The sequence below is a fragment of the Sphingomonas tabacisoli genome (assembly GCF_042678385.1).
Taxonomy (GTDB): domain Bacteria; phylum Pseudomonadota; class Alphaproteobacteria; order Sphingomonadales; family Sphingomonadaceae; genus Sphingomonas_B; species Sphingomonas_B tabacisoli.
The window spans coordinates 2,253,419-2,277,467 of sequence record NZ_JBHUDY010000001.1; the positions used below are offsets into that span (position 1 = coordinate 2,253,419).

The window sequence follows — 24,049 nt, forward strand, 5'->3', positions numbered from 1 at the left end:
CGCGTTTGGGGAAACGGCCGCTCAGGCCATCGCGACGAAAGAGTCGAAATGCCACCCGGTCGGCTGATGGACCGGCGGCAAATGAATGCCTGCGTCCATGGCCGGCAGATCGGCCAGCACCGCCGACTTTGCGACGATCGCGGCGGTGACCGCCGAAGAGCCGACCGACGTGCCGTGGCTCGCCGAGATCAGGTTATCGATGCCGCTGCCCAGCGCATTCGAGACCGGCGCGGTGGTCGTCGCGGTCGGGACCTGATAGCCGGCGCCCGGCAGGATCAGATCGTGCACGTCCGTCGGGTGCAGCAGGTTCGCGAGCTGCGCGCGCAGCGCCGGCGTCACGTTGAAGTTGACGTTCCCGTCCTGGAAAAGCTGCGATACGTTGCTCGACACGATATTGTCGGCGACGTTGTTCTTCACGACGACCTGGCTGTCCGTGTCCAGGCGGATCCAGAGCTGCTTGCTGTCGGTCGAATCCGAAACGGTGCTGTTGCCGATGATCTGCACGCCGGTCGCGTCGGTCACCATGATGCCGTTATATTGGTTGTTCGAATACAGCAGATTGTTCTGGATCAGCACGTTTTTGTAGCCGGCGGTGCCGCCGTCGCTGATGAAGAAGCCCTGCAAGCCCGTCGTGTCGACGCCGCTGTAATAGGTCTGCATCACGACATTGTTCTGGATCGTGATGTTCGATGCGCCCTTGGTCAGGTTCGTGTTGAAGAACTGGATGGCGTCGGCGTGATCGCCCAGCACCGGATGGAAGTCGCGGAAGCTGTTCCCGTCGATCATGATATTGTCGGTGCCGTAGCCGATCACACCGTCCGAACGGATCAGGTGAAAGTCGTTGTTCGCCAGCCGGACGTTCGTGCTCGTCTGCACCGCGGTGCCGCGATAGAGCTCGGTGAACTCGGTGTTCGTGACCGAAAGCCCCGACACGTTGGTTGCGTAGAGGCCATAGCCGTCGTTCGACGGATCGCCGTCCAACGAGCCGTGGAACTTCATATTGTCGAACTTCACGTTCGACGAATCGCGCACGTCGGCCATCCGGGTCCATTCAGCCTCGCCCGCGTTCAGAGCGCGGCCGACATCGATGCCGGAAAAGCTCAGATTCTTGGACGAAAGCACCGACAGGCCGTCGAAATGAACCGACGCCCCGCTGGCGGCCTGGACCGTCACATAGGACGAGAAATTCTTGTTCTGGATCGTCAGCGAGCCGTAATTGCCGGAAGCAAGCACGATGCTGTCGCCGCCTTTGGCCTGCGAGACCGCCGTGTTGAACTGGCTGCTGCTGCTTACATTGTAGACCGTCATGTCCGTCCCCGCTCGTCGCGGCCGCAAGGGGAAAGGCCGCGCTGTTCGGGTGCCGGGATAAGATCGGGGTCTTTGTGTTCGCCCTAATGGCTATGGTTAAACGACTCTAAATCATTATTTTTGTTGAAAAATGCCGTTGGCCCGCTGCGCGACCGGCGGTGCAGCCGCCCGCTTGTTCCGGCGCCGTAATTGAGGAACAACCGGAGTCATGGACTTGCTGACCACGCTCCAGGCGCAGCGCGCCGCCTTCGATGCAGAGCGGCCCGTTGCGGCCGCCATCCGCAAGGACCGGCTGACTCGCGCGATCCGCCTGCTGGTCGACAATGCCGAGGCCTTTTGCGCGGCGCTGTCGGAAGATTTCGGCCATCGCAGCCGCGAGCAGACGATGATGACCGACATCATCGCGAGCGTCCGCACCCTGAAGCACGCCCGCAAGCATCTCGACCGCTGGATGCACCCGGAGAAGCGCAAGCTCGACTTCCCGCTCGGCCTGCTCGGCGCGAAGGCGTGGGTCGAATATCAGCCCAAGGGCGTGGTCGGCGTGATCGCGCCCTGGAACTTCCCAATCCAGCTGACGATGGGGCCGCTCGCCGGCATCTTCGCCGCCGGCAACCGCGCGATGGTCAAGTCGAGCGAGTTCACGCCGCGTACCGCCGCGCTGTTCGAGGAACTGGCGCCCCGCTATTTCGACCCCGCCGAGCTCGCCTTTGTCAGCGGCGGGCCGGAGATCGGCCAGGCCTTCTCCGCCCTGCCCTTCGACCATCTGATCTTCACCGGCGCGACGCCGATCGGCAAGCACATCCTCCACGCCGCCGCCGACAATCTGACCCCGGTGACGCTGGAGCTGGGCGGCAAGTCGCCGACGATCATCGGCCGCTCGGCCGACGTCACCCAGGCGACGGAGCGCGTCGCGATCGGCAAGATGCTGAACGCCGGCCAGATCTGCCTCGCCCCCGATTATCTGCTCGTGCCCGACGACAAGGAGGAAGCGGTGATCGGCGGCCTGATGAGCGCCGCCTCCGCGCTCTACCCGCGCCTGCTCGACAATCCCGACTACACCGCGGTGATCAACGAGCGCCACCATGTCCGCCTGCAATCCTATCTGGACGATGCCCGCGCCAAGGGCGGCAAGGTGATCGACGTGAACCCCGCCGGCGAAAACTTCGCCGGCTCCAACGGCACTAAGATGCCGCTCTACATCGTCCGCGATCCCAGCGACGACATGGCCGTGATGCAGGACGAGATTTTCGGCCCCGTCCTGCCGGTCAAACGCTACCGAACGATCGACGAGGCGATCGACTTCGTGAACGGCCGCGACCGCCCGCTCGGCCTCTATTATTTCGGCACCGACGCCGCCGAGCAGCGCCGCGTGCTCGACCGCACCACCTCCGGCGGCGTCACCATCAACGACGTGATCTTCCATATCTCGGCGGAGGAGCTGCCGTTCGGCGGCATCGGCCCATCCGGCATGGGCGCCTATCACGGCCATGACGGCTTCAAGACCTTCAGCCACGCCCGGGCCGTCTATCGCCAGCCAAAGATCGACATCGCCAAGCTGGCCGGGTTCAAGCCGCCCTATGGCCAGGCGACCCGTAAAGCGATCGAAAGAGAGCTGACAATGTAGTGCGTGCCTCGACTTCGCTCGGCATGGACGGCTCAGGTGCAGCCTGAAAAGATCGTCCATCCCGAGCGAAGTCGAGGGACGCACCGGTTCTTCGGTTGACCCGCCCGGCTCGCGCCTTAGGAACACCCGCGGGCAGCGGGAGACTAACGTGGCGGAGCCTTACCAGACGATCATCATCTTCGGCGCGACGGGCGATCTCGCGCACCGCATGCTGTTTCCCTCGCTCTACAATCTCTTCGCCGACCGCCTGCTGCCGGACGACATGCTGATTGTCGCGTCGGGCCGCTCGGCGATGGACGACCAGGCGTTTCGCGGCTCGATCGACCTGCAGCGCTTCCTGCCCGAAGACCGCTACGATCCCGAGACCGCTGCCGCCTTCCTCGATCGCATCCGCTACTCGGCCGTCGGCGGCAAACCCGAGGAGTTCGACGAGATTCGCGCGATTGTCGGCGACCGGCTGGCACAAGGCGTCGCTGTCTATCTGTCCACTCCGCCTTCGCTGTTCGCGCCGATGGTCGAGGGGCTGGGCAAGGCCGGGCTAGCCGGCCCCACCGTCCGCGTCGCGATGGAAAAGCCGATCGGGCAGGACCTCGCCTCGTCCCGCGAGGTCAACGACGCCGTGAACGCCGTGTTCGACGAGGACCGCGTGTTCCGCGTCGATCACTATCTCGGCAAGGAAACTGTCCAAAACCTGCTGGTACTGCGCTTCGGCAATGCGCTGTTCGAGCCGCTGTGGAACGCGCAGAGCATCGAGCACGTCCAGATCACCGTCGCCGAGACGGTCGGGCTGGAAGGCCGCGTCAGCTATTATGACGGCGTCGGTGCGCTGAAGGACATGGTGCAGAACCACATGCTCCAGCTCCTCGCGCTGGTCGCGATGGAGCCGCCCGCCTCGATGGCCGCAGCGGCGGTGCGCGACGAGAAAGTGAAGGTGATCCGCTCGCTCCGCGCGATGTCGCCCGAGACGGTCGGCAGCTTGAGCGTGCGCGGGCAATATGGCCCCGGCGCGGTCGGCGGAGAGCCGGTCAAAGGCTATGCCGACGAACTCGGCAAACCCTCGGACACCGAGACGTTCGTGGCGCTCAAAGCCCATATCGACAATTGGCGCTGGGCCGGCGTGCCGTTCTACCTGCGCACCGGCAAGCGGATGCCGGAGCGGACCTCCGAAATCCTGATCCAGTTCCGCTCGGTCCCGCACTCGATCTTCGCGAAAAAAGGCCGGGGTCTCGATCCGAACACCATGCTGATCCGCATCCAGCCGCAGGAGAACATCCAGCTTCAGGTCATGGCGAAGCAACCCGGACTCGACCGGCAAGGCATCAACCTGCGCGAAGTCGCGCTGGATGTGTCGCTCTCGACCGAGTCCGCCGGCCAGCGCCGCCGCATCGCCTATGAACGGCTACTGCTTGATTTGATCGAAGGCGACCCGACCTTGTTCGTGCGCCGCGACGAAGTGGAAGCGGCCTGGACATGGATCGACTCGATCCACCAGGCCTGGACCCAGGCGAACATCCCCGCCCGCCCCTACACCGCCGGCACCTGGGGCCCGTCCGCCGCGATCGCGCTGATCGAACGCGACGGAGCGAGTTGGCATGAGTAATCCTTCGAACGGAAACGAAAGTTTCCGTTCGGGCTGAGCTTGTCGAAGGCCTGTTCTTCTTTCTCAGCCACCCCAGGTAAGAGCAGCCCTTCGACAAGCTCAGGGCGAACGGAGTTTAAGGTGCCAAATCTGGATCCCCGCATTTCCTCTGTCACCGATCGGATCATCGAACGCTCGGCGCCCACCCGCGCCGCCTATCTCGACCTGATCGACCGGCAACGCGAAGCCGGCACCAACCGCGCGTCGCTGTCGTGCGGCAATCTCGCGCATGGCTTCGCGGCAGCGCTGGAGGATCAGCCGACGATCCGCGGCGGCGGCCATATGAACATCGGCATCGTCACGGCCTATAACGACATGCTCTCGGCCCATCAGCCGTACGGGCGCTATCCCGAGCAGATCAAGATTTTCGCCCGCGAGCGCGGCGCGACCGCGCAGGTGGCGGGCGGCGTGCCGGCGATGTGCGACGGCGTGACCCAGGGCCAGGCCGGCATGGAGCTGTCGCTGTTCAGCCGCGACACGATCGCGCTGTCGACAGCGGTCGCGCTCAGCCATGCGATGTTCGAAGGCGCGCTGATGCTCGGCATCTGCGATAAGATCGTGCCTGGGCTGCTGATGGGCGCGCTCCGCTTCGGGCACCTGCCGACGATCCTCGTCCCCGGCGGACCGATGCCGTCGGGCCTGGCCAACAAGGAAAAAGCACGCGTCCGCCAGCTCTACGCCGAGGGCAAGGCGAGCAAGGAGGACCTGCTGGAAGCCGAGTCCGCCAGCTATCACTCGCCCGGCACCTGCACTTTCTACGGCACCGCCAACTCCAATCAGATGATGATGGAAGTGATGGGGCTGCATGTGCCCAATGCCGCGTTCGCCAATCCGGGCACGAAGCTTCGCCAGGAACTGACCCGCGCCGCCGTCCACCGCGTCACCGAGATCGGCTGGGGCGGCAACGATTATCGCCCGATCGGCCGCGTGATCGACGAAAAGGCGATCGTGAACGCCTGCGTCGGCCTGATGGCGACCGGCGGCTCGACCAATCACGCGATCCACTTGCCCGCGATCGCCCGCGCCGGCGGAATCCATATCGACTGGCAGGATTTCGAGGAGATTTCGGAGGCCGTTCCTCTCCTCGCCCGCGTCTATCCGAACGGCTCCGGCGACGTGAACGACTTCCGCGAAGCCGGCGGCATGCCGTTCGTGATCCGCGAACTGCTCGACGCCGGCCTGCTCCACGGCGACATCCTGACCGTGTCGCCGAACGGCATGGCCGATTATCGCGGCGAGCCGACCGTCGAAGGCGATGCACTGGTCTGGAAGCCCGCTCCGTCAGAGACCCGCGATCCCACCATGCTGCGCCCCGCCACCGATCCGTTCCAGCCAACCGGCGGCATGAAATTGCTAGCCGGCAATCTCGGCCGCGCAATCATCAAGACCAGCGCGGTCGATCCCGAACGCCACGTCATCGAAGCGCCGGCGCGCGTGTTCGCGGATCAGGATGAAGTGCTCCAGGCCTTCAAGGCCGGCGAGCTGGAGCGCGACGTGATCGTGGTCGTCCGCTTCCAGGGCCCGGCCGCGAACGGCATGCCGGAGCTGCACAAGCTGACGCCTGCGCTCGGCGTGCTGCAGGATCGCGGCTTCCGCGTCGCGCTCGTCACCGATGGGCGCATGTCGGGGGCAAGCGGCAAGGTCCCGGCTGCGATACACCTTTATCCCGAGGCGCTGCACGGCGGCCCGATCGCCCGCGTCGCGGATGGCGACCTGCTCCGCGTCGATGCCGTCGCAGGCACGATCGAGCTATTGAGAGCCGGTTTCCTCGACCGCGCTCCGGCCGCAGCGCCCGCGCAAAAATGGGGCTTGGGCCGCGAGTTGTTCAGCTTATTTCAAGGTTCGAGCGACGATGCGGAGCGCGGCGCTTCGCCGCTCCTCGCCGCAATGGACAGCCGCGGCTGATCGACGAACCGCCATACGCTCGCGCTGAAACGCCTTGATATAATGTATCATCACGTTTAGCCCCGCCGCGGTCGCTGTGGAGTTTGCCTTGGCCCGTTTCGTTTTGCTCGCCGGCGCCGCGCTGGCCGTCACGCTTTCCGTTCCTGCCTGGGCTGCCGACGAGGCCGCTTCCGCCGACGTCCCGCCGGGGGATTATCACGAGCCGGCGCCGCAAGACATCGTTGTCACGGCGCCGTTCGAGCGCAACCGCGTCGACGTCGTCTCGCCGGTGTCGGTGCTCAGCGGTCAGGATCTGACGCGCGAAGTCCGCTCGAACATCGGCGACACACTGGCGCGGCAGCCGGGCGTCTCGACCACGTCCTTCGGCCCCAACGCCTCGCGGCCGATCCTGCGCGGCTTCCAGGGCGAGCGCATCCGCATCCTGACCGACGGCATCGGCAGCTTCGACGTGTCGAACACCAGCGTCGATCACGCCGTCGTGATCAATCCGCTGCTCGCCGAGCGCATCGAAGTTCTGCGCGGCCCCGCGTCGCTGCAGTTCGGCTCCTCCGCGATCGGCGGCGTCGTCAACGTCATCGACAAGCGCATCCCGCGCGCCATCCCCGACGAAGCCGCGCACATCGACATGACCGGCACCTACGGCTCGGCCGCGAATGAATGGTCGGGCGCCGGCGCGGTCGATGTGCCGGTCAGCGGCAAGGTCGTGCTCCACGCCGACGGCAGCTATCTCGACTCGGGCGACCTGCACGTCGGCGGTTTCGTCCTCTCACCCGCGGCGCGCGCCCAGGCGCTCGCCAGCCCCAATCCCGAGGTTCGCTCGCTCGCCGACCTCAAAGGCACGCTGCCCAACTCGGGCGCACGCACCTGGGACATTGCCGGCGGCGCGTCGGTCATCACCGATACCGGCCAGCTCGGCTTCGCGGTCAGCCATTACGACAGCCTCTACGGCGTCCCGACCCGCTACGACCTGACCACCGGCGAAGGCGAGAATGTCCGCCTCGCCGTCAAGCAGACGCGCGTCGATGCCCGCACGGAGCTCGATCTGGGCGACGGCATTTTCCAGACGCTGCGCGGCCGCTTCGGCTTTGCCGACTACAAGCATGCCGAGCTGGCGGAAGACGGCACCAAGGGCACGCAGTTCTTCAACAAGGGCCTCGAAGGCCGGCTGGAGCTTGCGCAGAACAAGCGCGGCATCTGGCAGGGCGCGATCGGCGGCCAGCTCCTGATCCGCGACTTCAACGTGATCGGCGACGAGGCGTTCGTGCCGAAGAACGAGACCGTCCAGTACGGCCTGTTCACGCTGCAGACGCTCGACTGGGGCAAGTTCAAGACCGAGTTCGGCGGCCGCATCGAGCGCACGCACGTCTCGTCCGACCCGATCGACGCGGACCGTCAGTTCACCACCTATTCCGGCTCGGTCGGGGCCAGCTATGAGGTTCTTCCCGGCTGGCGGATCGGTGCCGACGTGTCGCACACGGAGCGCGCGCCTTCGGCCGAGGAACTGTTCGCGAATGGTCCGCACGCCGGCACGCAAGCCTTTGAAATCGGTAACGTAAATTTCAAGAAGGAAAAGAGCCTGGGGCTCGAGGGCACGCTCCGCGGCAGCGGCCGCAATTACACGTTCGAAGCCTCCGCTTATTATACCGAGTTTGCCAACTACATCTTCGATCGCCAGACCGGCGAAGTCCGCGATGGTCTGCCGGTCTTCCAATCCGCCCAGGCCGATGCCCGCTATTTGGGCTTCGAAGCCCAGGCGACCGTCACCCTCGCCCGCCTCGACGACTGGAAGATCGAGGCTGACGGTCTCGCCGATTACGTCCACGCGACGGTGAAGAATGTCGGCCCGGTGCCGCGCATTCCGCCACTGCGCCTGCTCGGCGGCCTCAGCGCCACCGGCAGCATGTTCGACGGCCGCGTCGAGGTCGAGCACAGCTTCGCGCAAGACCGGGTCGCCGCTTTCGAAACGACGACCGATGGCTACACCCTCGTCAACGCCAGCATCGGCATCCGCCCGTTCGGCGAAGGCCGCGACAAGCCGGAGATCCTGCTCGCTGCCAACAACCTGTTCGACGTCGACGCCCGCCGCCATGCGAGCTTCCTGAAGGACTTCGCGCCGCTCGCCGGCCGCGACATCCGTGTGACCCTGAAGGCGTCGTTCTAGCCCAAAAGAAAACGGGCCGCCTCTTGCGGGGCGGCCCAGTCGGCCTTTCGGCCGTTAGGGAGGAAAGCGTGCCTACTCGACACACCACCCTGATATAACGGCCATAGTAAATATCCGATTAACGCGCGGCCTGCTGCGCGCACGCGCCCACGCGGCGGCCTTCGAGCGCCACCTGGAACGGCGATCGACCCGCTAGCCCCTGCGAGTCGATCCTGACCAGCGTGCTGGTTTCCACCTTCAGCGTCGTCCGGCCATAGCCTGTGCCCGCGCAGGTATAATGCACTGTCGCCGTCTGTGCTTCGTTGTTCAGCACGAAGCGCGAGCAGGCCGCGCCCGGGTGCCGAAGCTGGATCAGGTCATAGGCATCGTTGATGCACAGCTTTTTGACCGGCTCCGAGTTGTCGAGAGCGCGCAACTGCCACTCGCCCGGCTCGATGCTCCGGAACGCAAGGATCGGCGTATTGGCCGCGGCGGCGCCAAGCAGCAGCGCCGCACCAAGAGCCGGAGCAATCCACAGCAATCGCATCGCACCCCCTGCCGGCGACCGAGCGCCGGGCCTTTAGGGATATTTGATTACGATCCCGTTTCGTTCAAGCGGCGGCTTGCAACTCTTCCAGCTTGATCGGGTGACTGATCGAGCAAAAGGCGCAATCGACGCGGATCGTTCCCTCGGTATCCGCCATCTCCGCCTGCTCCTCAGCCGGGAAACGCGACAGCACGCCCAGGATATGCTCGCGGTTGCAGCGGCAGCCCCTCGTCAGCGTTGCGCCGCCCAGCACGCGCACTTCCTTTTCGTCGTGGAACAGCCGCCAGACGACCGTCTCCATCGGCAGCGTCGGGTCGGTCAGCTCCTCGTCCTTGATGGTCGCGCCCAGCACCTCGACATGCTGCCATTCGGGATGATCGAGCCGCGTGTGCAGCCGGTCGCGCCCTTCCTCGCCTTCGGGAAGGTGCTGGAGCAGCATGCCGCCCGCAATGCAGCGCCCGTCCGCATCGTGCCGATGCGCCAGCCGCACCAGGCTCGGGATCTGTTCGGACTGCGCGAAATAGCTCTGCGCCGCCTCGGCGAGTGACGCGCCTTCCAGCGGCACGATGCCCTGATAGCGCTCCTTCGACACCGCCTGGTCGAACGTGATCGCCAGATAGCCCTTGCCGAAAAGCGCGAACAAGGTCGGATCGGCCGGCATCGCGGCCAGCTTGTCGGCGTCGAACTGCACATAGCCGCGCAGCTCGCCGTCCTTATAGTCGCAGACCAGCAGCTCGACCGGGCCGGCCTCGGTCTGCGCCTGCAGGGTCATCTGCCCGCTTTCGTCCTTCAGCGTCGCGCCCAGCAGGGCGGTCAGCGCCAGCGCTTCCGCCAGCAGCCGCTCTATCACGGGCGGATAGGCGTGCGCCGACAGGATTTGGTCGAGCACCGGGCCCAGCCGCACCAGCCGCCCGCGCGCATGTTGTTCGAGGATCGCGAACCCGAGGGTCCGGTCCAGCTCAGTTCCCGTTGTCATTGATCAGTCCGAAGCACCAAAGCAAAATCGCTTTTTGTGCATGTAGGCGGTTTTCCGCCTCTTCCCAGATGGCGGACTGGTTTCCGTCCAGGATTTCGTCGGTCGCTTCCTCGCCGCGGTGCGCCGGCAGGCAGTGGAGGAAGGTCGCGCCGGCTTTCGCATGACCCATCAGCGCGGCGTTCACCTGATAGGGCGTCATCGCCGCGATCTTCCCGGCGGAATCCTTCTGGCCCATCGATACCCAGGTATCGGTGACGACCACGTCGGCATCGGCCGCTGCACGCACCGGATCGCGCTCGATCGTGACACGGGCGTTGGTTCCGGCGAGCCGGCTGTTGGCTTCGGCGATAAAGCTGTCGTCCGGGTCATAGCCTTCGGGGCATCCCGCCGCGACCGAGAAGCCGAACAGCCCCGCCGCTTCGACGATCGAGTGCAGCACGTTGTTGCCGTCACCAAGCCACGCCCATTTCGAGCCCGGAAGCCGCACGCCTTTCTCTATCGCCGTCAGCAGATCGGCGACGATCTGGCAGGGGTGCGATCGGTCGGTCAGGCCATTTATCACCGGCACCGTGGCGTAGCGGGCCAGTTCCTCCAGCTTCGCCGGATCGTCGGTGCGGATCATGATCGCGTCGACATAGCGGCTGAGCACGCGGGCGGTGTCCGCGATCGTCTCGCCACGGCCGAGCTGCATCGATCCGGCGTCCATCACAATCGACGTGCCGCCGAGTTGGCGAATGGCCATGTCGAACGACACGCGCGTGCGGGTCGAGCTCTTCTCGAAGATCATCGCCAGCACCCGGCCTTCCAGCGGCCGGTCGGCATCGACCTTGCCCTTGGGCCAGCCGGCCCGCGCCCGCTTGCGGTCGAGAGCCTCAGCCAGCATCGCCGCAACGCCATCGGCACCGGCGGAACTCAGATCAAGGAAATGTCTGACCATTGAAACTCCGTCCCAATCACCGGCTGGCCTGAGCTTGTCGAAGGCCTCCCTTGTTCTCTCTAAGGCGCCAAAAAGGAAGGGAGGGCTTCGACAAGCTCAGCCCAGCCGGCATTTGCTGATTGGCGCCCTACGCCGCCTTAGCCGGCAAATAATCCCGCGCGCCGGCGCTCAACCGCTCGATGCACTCGGCGATGTGCTGTTCCTCGATCACCAGCGGCGGCAGCACGCGGAACACGTTCTCGCCCGCCGCGACGGTCAGCAGCCCGTGATTGTCGCGCAGGTGGGCGACGAAGTCGCGGCTGACCGCCGGCTCCTTCATCTTGATGCCGAGCATCAGCCCCTTGCCGCGGATCTCCTCGAACAAATGATCGTGGTTCGGGATCATCTGCTCGAACGCCTGGCGCAGCCGCTCGCCCATCCGGGTGACGTGCTCGAGGAAGCCCGGCTCCAGCATCACGTCGAGCACCGCCGTGCCCGCCGCCATTGCCAGCGGGTTGCCGCCATAGGTGGAGCCGTGGGTGCCGATCACCATGCCCTTGGCCGCCTCCTCCGTCGCAAGGCACGCGCCGAGCGGAAAGCCCGCGCCGATGCCCTTGGCAGCCGTCATGATGTCGGGCGTGATGCCATAATGCTCATAGGCCCACATCTTGCCGGTGCGGCCATACCCGCACTGGATCTCGTCGAGGATCAGCAGCAAGCCGTGCTCGTCGCACGCCTTGCGCAGCCCCTGGATGAACTCGGGCGTGCCGGCGGTCATGCCGCCTTCGCCCTGCACCGTCTCGACCATGAAGCCCGCGGTCTCGTCGTCGATCAGCGCGAGCGCGCCCTCGAGGTCGTTGAACCGGGCATAGTCGAAGCCGGGCAGCAGCGGCTCGAAGCCGTCGCGCATCTTGGGCTGATCGGTCGCCGAGATCGCGCCCAGCGAACGGCCGTGGAACGCGTTCTTGAAGGTGATGAGCTTGTAGCGCTCGGGATTGCCGTTGACGTCGTGATAGCGGCGCGCAGTCTTGATCGCGCACTCGATCGCCTCGACGCCCGAGTTGGTGAAGAACACCGTGTCGGCAAAGCTGTTGTCGACGATCCGCTGCGCCAGCGCTTCGCCCTGCGGCGAGCCGTAAAGGTTGCTGACGTGCATCAGCGTGGCGACCTGATCCTGCAGCGTCTTGGTCAGGTGCGGATGGCCGTGGCCGAGCGCGTTGACCGCGATGCCAGCGGCGAAGTCGAGATACTGCTCGCCGCGCTCGCCATAGAGATACACGCCCTCGCCTCGCACCGGCCGCACTGCGCAGCGCGGATAGACGGGCATCAGGGGCGTGATCGTCATGGTCGGGTCTCCGGAAAACGCAAAAAGGCGACCGCCCGGTCGCCTGGCCGGCGGTATAAAAGCTAGCGACAGCCGAAACAACCCCGCTAGGCGGCGAGCCGCACGCCTCCGTCCGCCTGCGGATCGGGCTGCTCCAGCAGTGCGTGCCGGGTGAAGCCGATCTCGCCTCCCTCGCGGCGATAGGCGCCCGGGGTCATGCCCGTGACCCGCTTGAACGCCTTGGCGAACGCGCTCTCATTCTCATAGCCGACGCGCACCGCGATCTCGGCGATCGAATGCCGCCCCTGGCGCAGCATCCCGCCCGCGCGGAACATCCGCCAGCGCGTGACGTAATCGAGCGGGCTCAAACCCACGCTGTCCCGGAATCGCGCCGCGAACGCCGAGCGCGACATGCCCGCCTGGCGCGCCAGCTCCTCGACCGTCCAGCCATTTTCGACGCGGGCATGGATGGCGGCGAACGCGCGCGACAGGCGCGGGTCGATCAGCGCGCCGATCCAGCCGCTCGCTTCCGCGCCTTCGGACGCCGCATGGGCGCGGATCGCCTGGATGAAGAGTATATCGGCCAGGCGGCTGACCATGATGTCAGTGCCTAGGCTCCGCCGTGCGGTTTCGACCGCGAGCAATTGCAGGGTCGATTGCATCAGCTCCGATCGCTCCGCGTCCATCCGCGTCAGGATCAGCTCTGGCATCAGGTCGATCAGCGGCTGCGCGCCCTGGCGGTCGAACAGGAACCAGCCGGTAATCACCGTCACCGGATCGCCGCCCCCGCCGAGCCTCACGACATGGTTGGAATGCTCGCGCAGCGCCTTGTAGCAGAACTCGGTCGCGGTGTCGGGCTGGTCCTGCAGCGCATATTGCGCGCCGCCCACGATCATCCAGCAATCGCCCGCCGACACCTGCACCGGAGCGCGGCCCGCGACCGTCAGCCAGCATTGCCCGCGCACCACATAGCCGAACCGCGCCGCCTTGCCGCGCACGAACGTCACGCCCCAAGGCGCGCTCGCTTCGATCCGCGCATAAAGGCTGGTGTGCACGCGCATCGAGCCGAACACGTCGTCGATCGGGTCCATCCCTCACCTCCCGGACGATCGATCAAGGAATACGGCGTTCTAGTGCTTATCCGTCCAACTGTCGAGCGGTATGGAGGACGGACAGCCAAAGGGAGTTTTCGATGAAAGCCTATCTGCTCGGGCTTGCCATGCTTGCCCAGCCCGTCTTTGCGGCCAGCACCGGCCAGGCCTCCTTCGCCGCCGGGACCCAGCTTCCGGCCCGCATCGTCGTCTCGGAAACGCTCTGGACCTGCGGCGACGGCCGCTGCTCCGGCCCGGCGGACAGCCGCACCATTGCCATGCAGCGCGCCTGCAACACGCTTGCCCGTCAGATCGGCGAAGTGACCAGCCTTAGCGTCGGCGGCGCCGCGCTGCCCGCCGATGCCGTCCAGGCGTGCAACGCAAAGGCCGGCCGCGCCGCACAGGCCGTCGCGGCCCGCTGACACGAAAAGAGCCCCGGATCGCTCCGGGGCTCCCTTCTTCTGCCCGCTCAGTAACGGCGATAAGGCCGGTCGTCGTTGCGCGCATATTGGACGCGCCGCTCCAGCCGGTCGAGGCGGCGCTCCAGATCGTCGCGCTCGCGCGGATCGAGTCCGTTGCTGGCATAGTAGCTCTGCGCGATCCGCCAGAGCTGCTGCTGCTCATAGCCAAGCTGCTGCTGCTCGCGTGGGCTGATCAGGCCACGTTCGGCGGCCCGTTGCGCTTCAACGCCGATCCGGTCCATCCGCTGGCCGAACCAGTTGTGGCGCGTGAAGGTCTCGCCGCCATAGCGATCGTCGTAACGATTGCCGTAGCCGCGGTTGTAACCGCGATCATAGCGATCCTCGTCGCCGCGGTTGTAGCGATCCTGATAGCTGTCGTCGCGATCACGATAATATTGGGCCGAAACCGGCGCCGCTGCGACCAGCGTGGACGAAGCAAGCGCAAGCGAGACAAGAAGCTTTTTCATGACTCTCACTCCTTCATGAGCGAGACCGGTTTACGCGCTTGCCGATGGGCGAGGCCTGAATGGGCCCGTTATCAACGGTTAAGCCAGCACTTCCTTCAGGAAAGAACTCGTGGCCGCCGTCGACCGCCGGTCGGCATCTGCATTGTAGAGCACACGCCCCGGCATCGCCGCCTCGGGATTGGTGAAGCCATGGACGGTGTGCCCATAGGCGTGAAGCTGCCAATCCGCGCCCGCCTCGGTCAGCTCGCGCGTGAGGCCGAGCACATCGTCCGGCGTCGCCAGCGGGTCGTCCCAGCCGTGCAACACCAGCAGTTTCGCCTTGATCGGCGGCTGCGCGCCCAGATTGGGCCGCGAGAACACGCCGTGCACCGACACGGCGCCCTTCAGCCGATCCGTACCGGTCCGCGCCAAGTCGAGCGCGCACAGGCCGCCGAAGCAATAGCCGATGACCGCAACCCGGCTCGCGTCGGCGCCCTCGAGCCCGGCAGCGACATCGAGCGCGTCAAGCAATTGCCGCCGCAGCCGCGCGCGATCTGCGATCAGTTCGTTCATGAGGCCGAATGCGCGATCGCCGAGGTCGCGCTGATCCTTACCGTAATGATCGACGACAAAAGCGAGATAGCCTTCCGCCGCCAGCGCATCCGCCTTCGCATGTTCCAGCCTGGTCGGCCCGCGCACCGTCGGCGCGACCAGCACCACCGGATGCGACCCCGCGCCTTGCGGACGCGCGACATAAGCCTCACAGCCGATGTCGCCGGCGCGATAGTCGATGAAGCTCATGCCTTGATCTTCCAGCCGGAGCGCAACAGCGAATAGCAGATTGCGCCCATCACGATGTCGATCACCAGCACCACCACCGCCCCGATCATCACTGGCGAGTCGGAATCGCCGAGAAACCCGTAACGGAAGCCCGAAATGATGTAGAAAAACGGATTGGCGTGGCTCACCGCGCGGAAGCTCGGCGCCAGCGCCTCGACCGAATAGAAGGTCCCCGAGAGCAGCGACAGCGGCGCCACGACGAAGTTCGTCACCGCCGCGGCATGGTCGAATTTCTCCGCCCAGATCGACGTCATCACGCCCAGAAAGGCGAGGAACAGCGCGCCCAGCACGCCGAACCAGGCAATCGCCCAGAAATGGTGCGGCGTCACATGCACGCCTGGCCATAGCAGCATCGCCAGCCACACCGCGCAGCCGACCAGGACCGCGCGCGTCACCGAAGCGCCGGCCAGCGCCGCCAGCAGCTCGCCGTTCGAAAGCGGCGGCATCAGATAATCGACGATCGTCCCTTGGATCTTGCCGACCAGCAGCGAGAAGCTCGCATTGGCGAACGCGTTCTGCAGCATGCCCATCATGATCAGGCCCGGCGCGATGAAATCGGCGAACGGATGGCCGAGCACCGTGCGTCCCTGCCGCCCCAGCGCGACCGTGAAAATCACGAGGAAAAGCATCGTCGTGATCGCCGGCGCCCAGATCGTCTGGAGCTGGACCTTGAAGAAACGCCGCACCTCCTTCACATAAAGGGCGCGCAAGCCCGGCCAGTTCACGCGAGTGATCGACGCGACGCCGGGTGCGAGGCGGACTCCGGATTGGGACTGGTCGAGCATCGGCTGCCCGCCTATCGGCGAACGGCTCACCCCGCAAGGCGCGCAGGATTTAAGGACGTAAGGACAAACATGGCCTGGACCGACGAACGCATCGACCAACTGAAATCGATGTGGGAAAAGGGAATGACTGCCAGCCAGATCGCCGACGAGCTGGGCGGCGTCAGCCGCAACGCGGTGATTGGCAAGGCGCACCGGCTGGGCCTCCAGTCGCGCCCCTCTCCCGTCAGCAAGGATGACAGCGTGGTGCCGGCAGCCGCCGCGCCCGAGCCGCGCGCCGAAGCGCCGCGCCCCGCGCCGCCGCCTCGCCCGGCTCCCGTCGAACGCCCCGCCGCGCCTGTCTCGGCCGCTACTCCCGCGTCGGAGCCCAGCGCCCCGCCGCAGCCCCAGATCCGCTCGATCGGTCCCGGCGGCTTCCTGCGCCAGACCCCGGGCGAGCAGTCCACGCCGATTCCGCCCGCGCCGCCGCGCCGCCTCGTGCCTGCCAAGCCGAGCCCGGAAATGGCCGACAAGACGAGCCTGCTCGATCTGAACGACCGCATCTGCAAATGGCCGCTTGGCCATCCCGGCGAGCCCGATTTCCATTTCTGCGGCGACGCGGTGAACCCCGGCTTCCCCTATTGCGTCGCGCATTGCGGCCAGGCCTATCAGGCACAGCTCCCGCGCCGCGACCGGCGCCCGCCGCCGCCGCTTCCCTTCGGCGGCCCGCGCGTCCGCTAACCCAACAGCCCTTCCCTGGTGGGGAGGGCTTAATGAGATAGAAACGCACGCAGCTCCTGTGCGAAGGCCGGCCAAGCCGGTTCGTCGCCCAGGAGCATGTGGTTGCCGCTTTCGAGCAGCATGAACCGGCTGTCCGCAATCCCGGCCGCGAGCACTTCGGAACAGCCATGCGGGATGATCCGGTCGCCGCGGCTGTGCGCGATCAGCGTCTCCGCTGAGATTGAGGCTAGCTCGCCGCGCAGGTCCACGCTGCGAAAGACTTCCTGCAGCGACTCGTTCAGGCCCATGATCGTCACCAGCCGCTCGTTGAACCAGTCGATCACTTCGCCGCGCGCATCGGGCCAGTAGAGCGCGCCCAGCATCCGCCCGAACACTTCGCGGTCGCCGTCGCGATAGGCGTATCCCATCCTCAGCAGCGTCTCGCGCCTTTTGACCTCGTCCGGGTCACCGCGCACCCCGAACCCTTCCGCATAGCCGTCGACCAGCACCAGCTTGCGCACCCGCTCGGGGTGCCGCGCTGCATAGGCGATCGCGACCAGCGCACCGTGCGACAGCCCGAAGACGTCGAACCGCTCCTCGCCGATATCGTCAACAACCGCCTCGAAATCCTCGACCAGCGCATCGAAGGTCCAGCGAGGCGGCCTGGGATCGGACAGGCCGACGCCTCGCAGATCGCTGCGGATCAGCCGCCGACCTTCGACCGCCGCTTCCACCCAGTGCCGCCAGGCCGCGGTGTTCCAGTCCTTCTCGACATGGTGGAACCAGACGGCCGGCTGCAGCATCGGAAAGCCCTCGCCCATCGCCGACCATCCGATCTGCGCGCCGTCAGCCGATCGGCAATAGCCGACGCGCTCCCCGGCCTTGGCTTGCTCCCGCGCCGAACTCTGCCGAGCCGATGCTTCGTTCGCTAGGCGACGGCGCCAGGTCGCCGGCGGCTCGCCATATTCGCGTTTGAAGGCGCGGGTGAACGCGGCTTCCGAGTTAAAGCCGACTTCATAGGCGACGTTGCTGCTGCTCTGCCGGCCGTCGCGCAGCATGTTGGCGGCCATCCGCATCCGCCAGCGCGCGCAATAGCGCATCGGCGGCTCGCCGATCAGCGCGGTGAAACGCTCCGCCAGCGCCGATCGCGACAGCCCGACTTCCCGCGACAGGCCGTTGATGTCGATCGCCTCGCGATACCGGCTATGGATGATCGCCAGCGCGCGCGCGACGACGGGGTCGCGCAGCCCGGCGAGCCAGCCGCCTTCGCCTTCCGGCAATGACTCAATGTAGCGCCGCACCGCCTCGCCGAAGAGCAGCTCGGCCAGCCGCGCGACCACTTCCGGCGGCGCGCTCCGCAGCTCCTCGGCAGCGAAGCGAAGCGAGCTCTCCAGCCAATCGTCTCGCGAGCCGCCCTGCGATCCGATCAGCAACAGGCTCGGGAGGCTCTGCAGCAGCGCGTTCTCCGGCGAGGCGCTGCCCAGAAAGCCGCAATAGATCTGCGCGCCTTCGCCCTCCCCGCTGATGCGGATGTTGGACATGCCGCTTGGCCCAGGACTGACCAGCTCGTGCCCGTCCATCGGCGGCGTGCCCGCCTTGCTGTAGAGCAGATGGCGTTCGTTGCGCGGCACCAGGATGATGCAGCCGGGCCCTGCCTCCAGCGGCCCCTCTTCGTCGGTCTCCACCCAGAAGCGGCCGGATCGGACATAGTGATAGCCGATCACGTGCACCGGCGTCGGGAAGAAGGCGGCGCAGTCCTCCGCCGTGAATTGCGAGCTGATGCACCAGTCGCCCGCCATCTCTGCGTCGATGACGACACCGCCGTTCAGCCGCATCGACGACAATATGTCGGTCAGGACGTCCATTCGGCTCCTTCCGGCGTCTCGATCAAATCTTCCGGCAACCCGGTCATTCATACCATCGCCGGACCGGCCTAGTCACGGCGCAACAGAAAACAACTCGGATCGCCTCCCCGCCAAGCCAGCGCCCGGCGGACAAATCATCGATTGTCGGAGGACAGAAATGAACCAAGAAATTGTTGCTCGCGTGGCAAATCGCCTCGCCGTCTTCGTCTGCGCGGCCTTCTGGTCGAGCGTCATTCTCGCGGCCGCGACAGCGCCGCTGCACATTTCCTGACTTCAGCTTTTCAGGAGAAGATCATGTATCGTGACTTCAACTACGAGGCCGTGCTGGCCTCGTCGACACGGGCTGCCTGGCAGCTCGACGACGTGCTCGGACCGAACGACCGGCTCAACTTCGGCCTCAACTTCATGCCCGAAGCACTTGCCCGAACGGCGGAAGCGCCCGGCCTGAACGAGGACGAGCGGCGGACGCTCAACCAGATCAGCGGCCACCAGTATCTGAGCCTGTTCGGCCTGATCGAGGAGTTCATCTTGCCGTTCGTGCTCGATCACGCCCGGCCGCTGCTCAACGCCGGCGACCATCGTATCCGCGCGTTGCTCAACTTTGCCGGCGAGGAAGCCAAGCACATCCAGCTCTTCCGCCGTTTCCACGAGCGGTTCGTGAAAGGCTTCGGGACGAACTGCGAGGTCATCGGCCCCGCCAATGCGATCGCGTCGGAAGTGCTCCGCCACGATCCCCTCGCGGTGGCACTGACCATTCTTCACATCGAATGGATGACGCAGAGCCACTATCTGGACAGCGTCCGCGACGACACCGGGATCGACCCGCTGTTCAAGAGCTTGCTGCGCCATCACTGGATTGAGGAAGCACAGCACGCCAAGCTCGACACGCTGATGGTGCTGGCGCTCGCCGAGGGCCGGTCCGAGCTCGAGATCATGGCGGCGGTCAACGAGTATCTCGAGATCGGCGCGTTCCTCGATGGCGGCCTCGCCGGCCAGGGCGAGTACAATCTGCTGGCGCTCGAACGGGCGATCGACCGTCCGCTCGACCAACGCGCGGAGTTGCTCGCCCAGCAGCACCAGGCGGCGCGCTGGACCTATCTCGGCTCGGGCATGGTCCACCCGCAATTCACCGCCACGCTCCAGCGACTGTCGTCCGCTGCACTCGACCGCGTCGCCGCAGTCGCCCCGCAATTCCGCTGATTTATCAAGAGAGAAGGAGAAGACCCATGTTGGACACCGTTTCCCACAAGACTGTCAACGATATCGACCTGACGGCGCTCGGCGAGGTCGTCGAGGCGATCCAGGCGGATGCGTCGAAGGCCAAGGCCGCGTTCCATGTCACCTCGCGCTGGAAGGGCCAGACCCGCAGCGAAACCACGGTCGGCGCGATCAGCCTTGGCGGCGAGCGCATCGAACGCGATTACAAGATCGTGATCGACGAGCCGACCGAGCTGCTCGGCACCGACGTTGCGCCCAATCCGCAGGAAATGCTGATGGCGGCGGTCAATGCCTGCATGATGGTCGGCTACGTCGCCGGCGCGTCGCTGAACGGCATCGAGCTCGAAAGTCTCGAGATCGAGACCAAGGGTGAGCTCGACCTGCGCGGCTTCCTCGGCCTGTCGGACGACGTACCCGCCGGCTATCGCACGATCGACTATGACGTCCGGATCAAGGGCAACGGCACGCCCGCCCAGTTCGCCGAGATCCACGAGACGGTGATGGCGACCAGCCCGAACTACTTCAACATGAGCCGGCCGATCCGGATGAACGGCAACCTGATCGTCGGCTGACTTGCCAAAACGATGCTTTCGTCGATCCCCCTCACCCCTTGATCGACGAGAGGCGCTCCCTCGCTTGACGGCGGGGGAGCGTCTTCCATCATGCCGTAATGCCCAGGCGAATTCTCACCTCCATCTACCTGCCGCACGCCCCGGCGCGGGTGTGGACGGTGCTCGCCGATTTCGAGCGCTATGCCGCCTGGAACCCGCTGAACGTCGAAGCGCATGGTGAGGCGCAGGTCGGCGCGAAGGTCGCGATGCGCTTCCTCAATCCCGCCAGCCCCGGCGCCGCCATCCGCCAAACCGTCACCGTCACCCGCGCCGAGCCCGGCCGCGTCCTTGCCTGGCGCGGTCACATCCCGCTGTTGTTCACGGGCGACCACTTGTTCGAGCTCCTCGGCGAATGCGACGGCACGCGCCTCTTCCACAGCGAGACCCTGTCCGGCCTGATCCCCTGGCGCTTCACCGAAGACCAGATCGAGTCGCAGTTCGTCCCCGCCTACGAAGCCTGCAACCTTGCCCTCGCACGGCGGCTGGACGCGCTCGAAAACGTCGTGCCGCTGCGCTTCGCCCACCAGCGCTGACCGTCCCATTTCGCTCCACTCGGCGCAGGTCGCGGATCGGTAACCGATGCGTCACCCTGACGTCATGACGCCACTCTAGCCGCGCCGGGCCGCTCACCCCCGGGCGGCGATTCTAGGGGTATCGTCATGAAAAAACACATGCTGCTCGCATCGATGCTGCTGCTCGGCGCTGCGCAGGCTCAGGCCGCCACGCCGCAGGTCGGCACGGTTTTCGTGATCGCGCTGGAGAATCACAACTTCACTCAGCCGTCGACGTTTACGTCCCTCAACCAGATCTTCGGCAACGCGGCTGCCCCCTACATCAACAGCCTGTTGACGCCGGGCAACGCAAACGCCGCCCAGGTCTCCTATGCCAGCGCCTATCATAACGTGCCCCCGCAGAATGGCAGCGCCGTCCACCCGTCCGAGCCGAACTACGTCTGGGCCGAGGCAGGCGTCGCCGGTCCCCGCAACGATTCCGACCCCTATCCGAACAATGTCGTCAACGCGCTGAGCCTCAGCGCCACGCTCGCCGCGAGCGGCCAGACCTGGCGCTCGTATCAGGAAGGCATCGACCTGGCGAAGAACGCCACCGGCGGCCTCACCAACACCGTGCTATCCTCGGATCAATATGTCGTGCCGCTGAAAAGCTTCTCGGGCACCTCGGCCGATTACACCAACCAATATAATGGCAGCCACCAGTACAATTACGCCGCCAAGCACAATCCGCAGGTCTTCTTCACCGCTACCAATGGCGGCAACGACCTCACCACGGGCAACCCGCAGGCGGAAAACTACGCGCCGCTCGAGCAGCTCGCCACGGACCTCGCGAACAACACCGTCGCTCAGTACAACTGGATCACGCCCGACCAGTTCAATGACATGCACACCGCGCTTACCGGCGGCTTCACCTACAATGGCGTCCACTCCACCGGCGACCAGGCGGAAATCGCGCAAGGCGACAATTTCCTGTCGAAGATCATCCCGCTGATCATGGCGTCCGACGCCTATAAGAACAACGGCGCGATCGTGATCTGGAACGACGAGACGGAAGGCGAGACGGCGGCCAATTTCAACCAGTTCACGAGCACCGAAATCGTGATCTCGCCGCTCGCCAAGGGCAACGCCTACAACAGCATCTTCAGCTACGATCACTCGTCGGACCTGCGCACCATGCAGGAAATCTTCGGCATCTCGCCGGCGCAGGGCTATGCATGGCTCGGCGGCGCGGCGGGCGCGCGCGATCTGTCCGACCTGTTCAAGGCGGGCGCGTTCCAGAGCGTTCCCGAACCGGCGACATGGGCGATGATGATCGCCGGCTTCGGCTTTGTCGGCGCTGCCTCGCGCCGCAAGAACAGCCGCCAGGTCCTCGCCTGAACGAACGTCGGCCGGCCGGGCAATCCCCGGCCGGCCGACTTTCTATGGTTAACAAGGCGCCTAGAGCGGCCGCGGTCCTTGCGGAGACCTGATCGCTTCTGCCTGCGCCGCGCGCTTCTCAAGATCCACTGCCAACTCGTTGAGAGCGAGCATGGCATACCGGTCGGTTATGGCAGCGGCCAAGTCGCGGCACTTGGCCGCTGTGTCGCGCAGATCATTTGAGACCGGCTCCATGCCGGTTCAAACGCGCTTGCTCTATGTTAGTATCCCGGCCCTGATATTCCCTCAGTGGTTAGGAATGTCCGCAATGGGTCGGAAGCGACGCCAAAAAGATCGCAGGCCATGCGTCAGTTCGCCGTCTGCGCCAATTCGGCACAGTTTCAAAGGCGCTAAGTAAATGATTGCGTAAGGATAAGTTTCAGGTCAGCTTCCCGACTCAGATCGGCAGGGGTGCCGGTCGCGTTGAAGGGGGTTTCGTATGAAACGCGTTAATACGTGGCGTTCCGCCGCGCTCGCTGCACTTGCGTGCGGGTCGGCCTTGTCGATGGCGTCGTCCGCTCAGGCGGCGGCAGTCACTTTCACTCTGGTCGATACCGGCGGCGCCGGCGCGGGCACGCAAGCCTATTACGGCTTCGCTGCCGCGACCAACTATTGGTCGAGCGTGCTGACGGCCGCTCAGCCGACCAACATCGTGCTCAACATCGGCTTCAAGCCGCTCGGCCCGAACATCCTCGGCTCGACCGGCAGCACCTTCGACTCCAAGGCGGTGCAGAGCATCTACACGCGTCTGGCCGCTCGCCAGGGCGGTGCGTTCGACGCGCAGGCCGTTGCCAACCTTTCGCCGCTGTCGCCGGGTGCTCTCGGTGTCGGTGCGCTCAGCATGTACACGCCGGGCTACACCGATCCTGCCGCGAAGACGGGCATCGACAACACCACCAAGGTCTATGACACCGACGGCAGCTTCAACAACAGCGTCATCGGTCTGACCCGCGCCAACGCGAAGGCGCTCGGCTATACCTATAGCGACGGCAAGGCCGACGCGAGCATCACGTTCAGTTCGAACTTCCAGTTCGACTTCAATGCCACGGACGGCATCACTGCCGGCCAGTCCGACTTCCTCGGCGTCGCCATTCACGAGATTGGCCACGCGCTCGGCTTCGTGAGCGGCGTTGACGATTACGACGTGCTCGGCACCGGCGGCCCGCTCGCCGACAGCACCGCCTGCGGCGTGGCCGGCGGCTGCAAGAACTATCCGGCCAATGACGACTGGTTCGGCGAAACGCTCGACCTGTTCCGTTACAGCGCGCCGGGTGCGCTCGATTGGACGACCAAGACGGCGAGCTACTTCTCGATCGATGGCGGCGCGTCGTCCGTCTTCAACAACGGCCTGTTCTCCACCGGCGACTATAATGGCGACGGCTGGCAGGCTTCGCACTGGAAAGCGCCGCAGAACGACGCGGGCAACTTCACCTGCGCCAAGCCGTTCGAAGGCGTGATGAACCCGTATCTGTGCGGCGGCACGAACGGCGTGATCACCGGCGAAGACCTCGCCGCATTCGACGCGATCGGCTGGAACCTGGCCGCCGGCGTTGGCGGCGCGGGCTATTCGTTCAGCACGCGCAACATCGTCACCCCGGTGCCGGAACCGGCGACCTGGGCGATGATGATCGCCGGCTTCGGCCTGGCGGGCGCGGGTCTGCGCGTTCGCAGCCGCAAGAACAGCGTTCAGGCCCTCGCCTGAACGAACGACGGCCGGCCGGGCAATCCC

At 65.6% G+C, this 24,049-nt stretch carries 20 protein-coding genes and 2 pseudogenes; 12 read left to right on the top strand and 10 right to left on the bottom strand.

Annotated features, from left to right (window positions below):
- Nucleotides 1–21: 21 nt before the first annotated feature.
- Nucleotides 22–1,308 (bottom strand): right-handed parallel beta-helix repeat-containing protein, encoded by a 1,287-nt coding sequence (locus tag ACFSCW_RS11420; RefSeq protein WP_380889292.1) that lies wholly within the window; start codon nucleotides 1,306–1,308, stop codon nucleotides 22–24.
- 208 nt (nucleotides 1,309–1,516) lie between these two features.
- Between ACFSCW_RS11420 and ACFSCW_RS11425 the strand changes: the two genes are divergently transcribed.
- The 4 genes from ACFSCW_RS11425 (at nucleotide 1,517) to ACFSCW_RS11440 (ending at nucleotide 8,637) form a co-directional block, all read left to right on the top strand.
- Nucleotides 1,517–2,932 carry a coniferyl aldehyde dehydrogenase gene (locus tag ACFSCW_RS11425; protein WP_380889294.1) on the top strand — a complete coding sequence of 472 codons (1,416 nt, stop codon included), beginning with the start codon at nucleotides 1,517–1,519 and terminating at the stop codon, nucleotides 2,930–2,932.
- Between the two features lie 148 nt (nucleotides 2,933–3,080).
- Entirely contained in the window at nucleotides 3,081–4,532 is a 1,452-nt protein-coding gene (gene zwf, locus ACFSCW_RS11430; protein WP_380889296.1) for a glucose-6-phosphate dehydrogenase, read from the top strand.
- 120 nt (nucleotides 4,533–4,652) lie between these two features.
- The gene (gene edd, locus ACFSCW_RS11435) at nucleotides 4,653–6,476 is read left to right on the top strand and encodes a phosphogluconate dehydratase (protein WP_380889298.1); all 1,824 of its coding nucleotides are present in this window, start codon (nucleotides 4,653–4,655) and stop codon (nucleotides 6,474–6,476) included.
- Between the two features lie 88 nt (nucleotides 6,477–6,564).
- On the top strand, nucleotides 6,565–8,637 hold the full coding sequence (locus ACFSCW_RS11440; protein WP_380889299.1) for a TonB-dependent receptor: 2,073 nt from the start codon (nucleotides 6,565–6,567) through the stop codon (nucleotides 8,635–8,637).
- A 118-nt stretch (nucleotides 8,638–8,755) separates the two neighbouring features.
- On the opposite strand, the gene ACFSCW_RS11445 is transcribed toward ACFSCW_RS11440, so the two are convergent.
- The 5 genes from ACFSCW_RS11445 to ACFSCW_RS11465 form a co-directional block, all read right to left on the bottom strand.
- Complete coding sequence (locus tag ACFSCW_RS11445; RefSeq protein ID WP_380889301.1) at nucleotides 8,756–9,163, bottom strand: DUF3617 domain-containing protein; 408 nt, start codon at nucleotides 9,161–9,163, stop codon at nucleotides 8,756–8,758.
- A gap of 64 nt (nucleotides 9,164–9,227) precedes the next feature.
- Entirely contained in the window at nucleotides 9,228–10,139 is a 912-nt protein-coding gene (gene hslO, locus ACFSCW_RS11450) for an Hsp33 family molecular chaperone HslO (protein WP_380889303.1), read from the bottom strand.
- Nucleotides 10,123–11,076 (bottom strand): ornithine carbamoyltransferase, encoded by a 954-nt coding sequence (argF, locus tag ACFSCW_RS11455; RefSeq protein WP_380889304.1) that lies wholly within the window; start codon nucleotides 11,074–11,076, stop codon nucleotides 10,123–10,125. The genes hslO and argF overlap by 17 nt, the downstream gene beginning before the upstream one ends.
- A 127-nt stretch (nucleotides 11,077–11,203) precedes the next feature.
- Nucleotides 11,204–12,400, bottom strand: coding sequence for an aspartate aminotransferase family protein (locus ACFSCW_RS11460; RefSeq protein ID WP_380889306.1), 1,197 nt, complete (start codon nucleotides 12,398–12,400; stop codon nucleotides 11,204–11,206).
- A gap of 86 nt (nucleotides 12,401–12,486) precedes the next feature.
- Entirely contained in the window at nucleotides 12,487–13,470 is a 984-nt protein-coding gene (locus ACFSCW_RS11465; RefSeq protein ID WP_380889308.1) for an AraC family transcriptional regulator, read from the bottom strand.
- A gap of 101 nt (nucleotides 13,471–13,571) precedes the next feature.
- On the opposite strand from ACFSCW_RS11465, the gene ACFSCW_RS11470 reads away from it, so the two are divergent.
- Nucleotides 13,572–13,892, top strand: a complete 321-nt coding sequence (locus ACFSCW_RS11470; protein ID WP_380889310.1) for a DUF8200 family protein — start codon at nucleotides 13,572–13,574, stop codon at nucleotides 13,890–13,892.
- 47 nt (nucleotides 13,893–13,939) lie between these two features.
- Here ACFSCW_RS11470 and ACFSCW_RS11475 read toward each other — a convergent pair whose 3' ends face one another.
- The 3 genes from ACFSCW_RS11475 to ACFSCW_RS11485 form a co-directional block, all read right to left on the bottom strand.
- On the bottom strand, nucleotides 13,940–14,398 hold the full coding sequence (locus ACFSCW_RS11475; RefSeq protein ID WP_380889311.1) for a hypothetical protein: 459 nt from the start codon (nucleotides 14,396–14,398) through the stop codon (nucleotides 13,940–13,942).
- 78 nt (nucleotides 14,399–14,476) lie between these two features.
- A complete protein-coding gene (locus tag ACFSCW_RS11480) occupies nucleotides 14,477–15,178 on the bottom strand; it encodes a dienelactone hydrolase family protein (RefSeq protein WP_380889312.1) in 702 nt (233 codons plus the stop codon).
- The gene (locus tag ACFSCW_RS11485) at nucleotides 15,175–16,002 is read right to left on the bottom strand and encodes an ABC transporter permease (protein WP_380890103.1); all 828 of its coding nucleotides are present in this window, start codon (nucleotides 16,000–16,002) and stop codon (nucleotides 15,175–15,177) included. Before ACFSCW_RS11485 ends, ACFSCW_RS11480 begins: the two co-directional genes overlap by 4 nt.
- A 69-nt stretch (nucleotides 16,003–16,071) precedes the next feature.
- Between ACFSCW_RS11485 and ACFSCW_RS11490 the strand changes: the two genes are divergently transcribed.
- A complete protein-coding gene (locus ACFSCW_RS11490; RefSeq protein ID WP_380889313.1) occupies nucleotides 16,072–16,719 on the top strand; it encodes a GcrA family cell cycle regulator in 648 nt (215 codons plus the stop codon).
- Nucleotides 16,720–16,748: 29 nt separating this feature from the next.
- On the opposite strand, the gene ACFSCW_RS11495 is transcribed toward ACFSCW_RS11490, so the two are convergent.
- The gene (locus tag ACFSCW_RS11495; protein WP_380889314.1) at nucleotides 16,749–18,563 is read right to left on the bottom strand and encodes an alpha/beta fold hydrolase; all 1,815 of its coding nucleotides are present in this window, start codon (nucleotides 18,561–18,563) and stop codon (nucleotides 16,749–16,751) included.
- A 294-nt stretch (nucleotides 18,564–18,857) separates the two neighbouring features.
- Here ACFSCW_RS11495 and ACFSCW_RS11500 point away from each other — a divergent pair, with 294 nt between their 5' ends.
- The 6 genes and pseudogenes from ACFSCW_RS11500 to ACFSCW_RS11525 all read left to right on the top strand — a co-directional run bounded on the left by ACFSCW_RS11500 (nucleotide 18,858) and on the right by ACFSCW_RS11525 (nucleotide 24,022).
- On the top strand, nucleotides 18,858–19,763 hold the full coding sequence (locus ACFSCW_RS11500; protein WP_380889315.1) for a diiron oxygenase: 906 nt from the start codon (nucleotides 18,858–18,860) through the stop codon (nucleotides 19,761–19,763).
- Between the two features lie 26 nt (nucleotides 19,764–19,789).
- Entirely contained in the window at nucleotides 19,790–20,353 is a 564-nt protein-coding gene (locus tag ACFSCW_RS11505) for an OsmC family protein (RefSeq protein WP_380889317.1), read from the top strand.
- Nucleotides 20,354–20,451: 98 nt separating this feature from the next.
- Complete coding sequence (locus ACFSCW_RS11510) at nucleotides 20,452–20,925, top strand: SRPBCC family protein (RefSeq protein WP_380889319.1); 474 nt, start codon at nucleotides 20,452–20,454, stop codon at nucleotides 20,923–20,925.
- A 153-nt stretch (nucleotides 20,926–21,078) separates the two neighbouring features.
- Nucleotides 21,079–22,086, top strand: a pseudogene (locus tag ACFSCW_RS11515) (alkaline phosphatase family protein); the annotation flags it as partial.
- A 96-nt stretch (nucleotides 22,087–22,182) separates the two neighbouring features.
- Nucleotides 22,183–22,281: pseudogene (locus ACFSCW_RS11520) on the top strand (PEPxxWA-CTERM sorting domain-containing protein); the annotation flags it as partial.
- A gap of 478 nt (nucleotides 22,282–22,759) precedes the next feature.
- Nucleotides 22,760–24,022 carry an NF038122 family metalloprotease gene (locus ACFSCW_RS11525; protein ID WP_380889320.1) on the top strand — a complete coding sequence of 421 codons (1,263 nt, stop codon included), beginning with the start codon at nucleotides 22,760–22,762 and terminating at the stop codon, nucleotides 24,020–24,022.
- The last annotated feature ends 27 nt before the right edge of the window (nucleotides 24,023–24,049 follow it).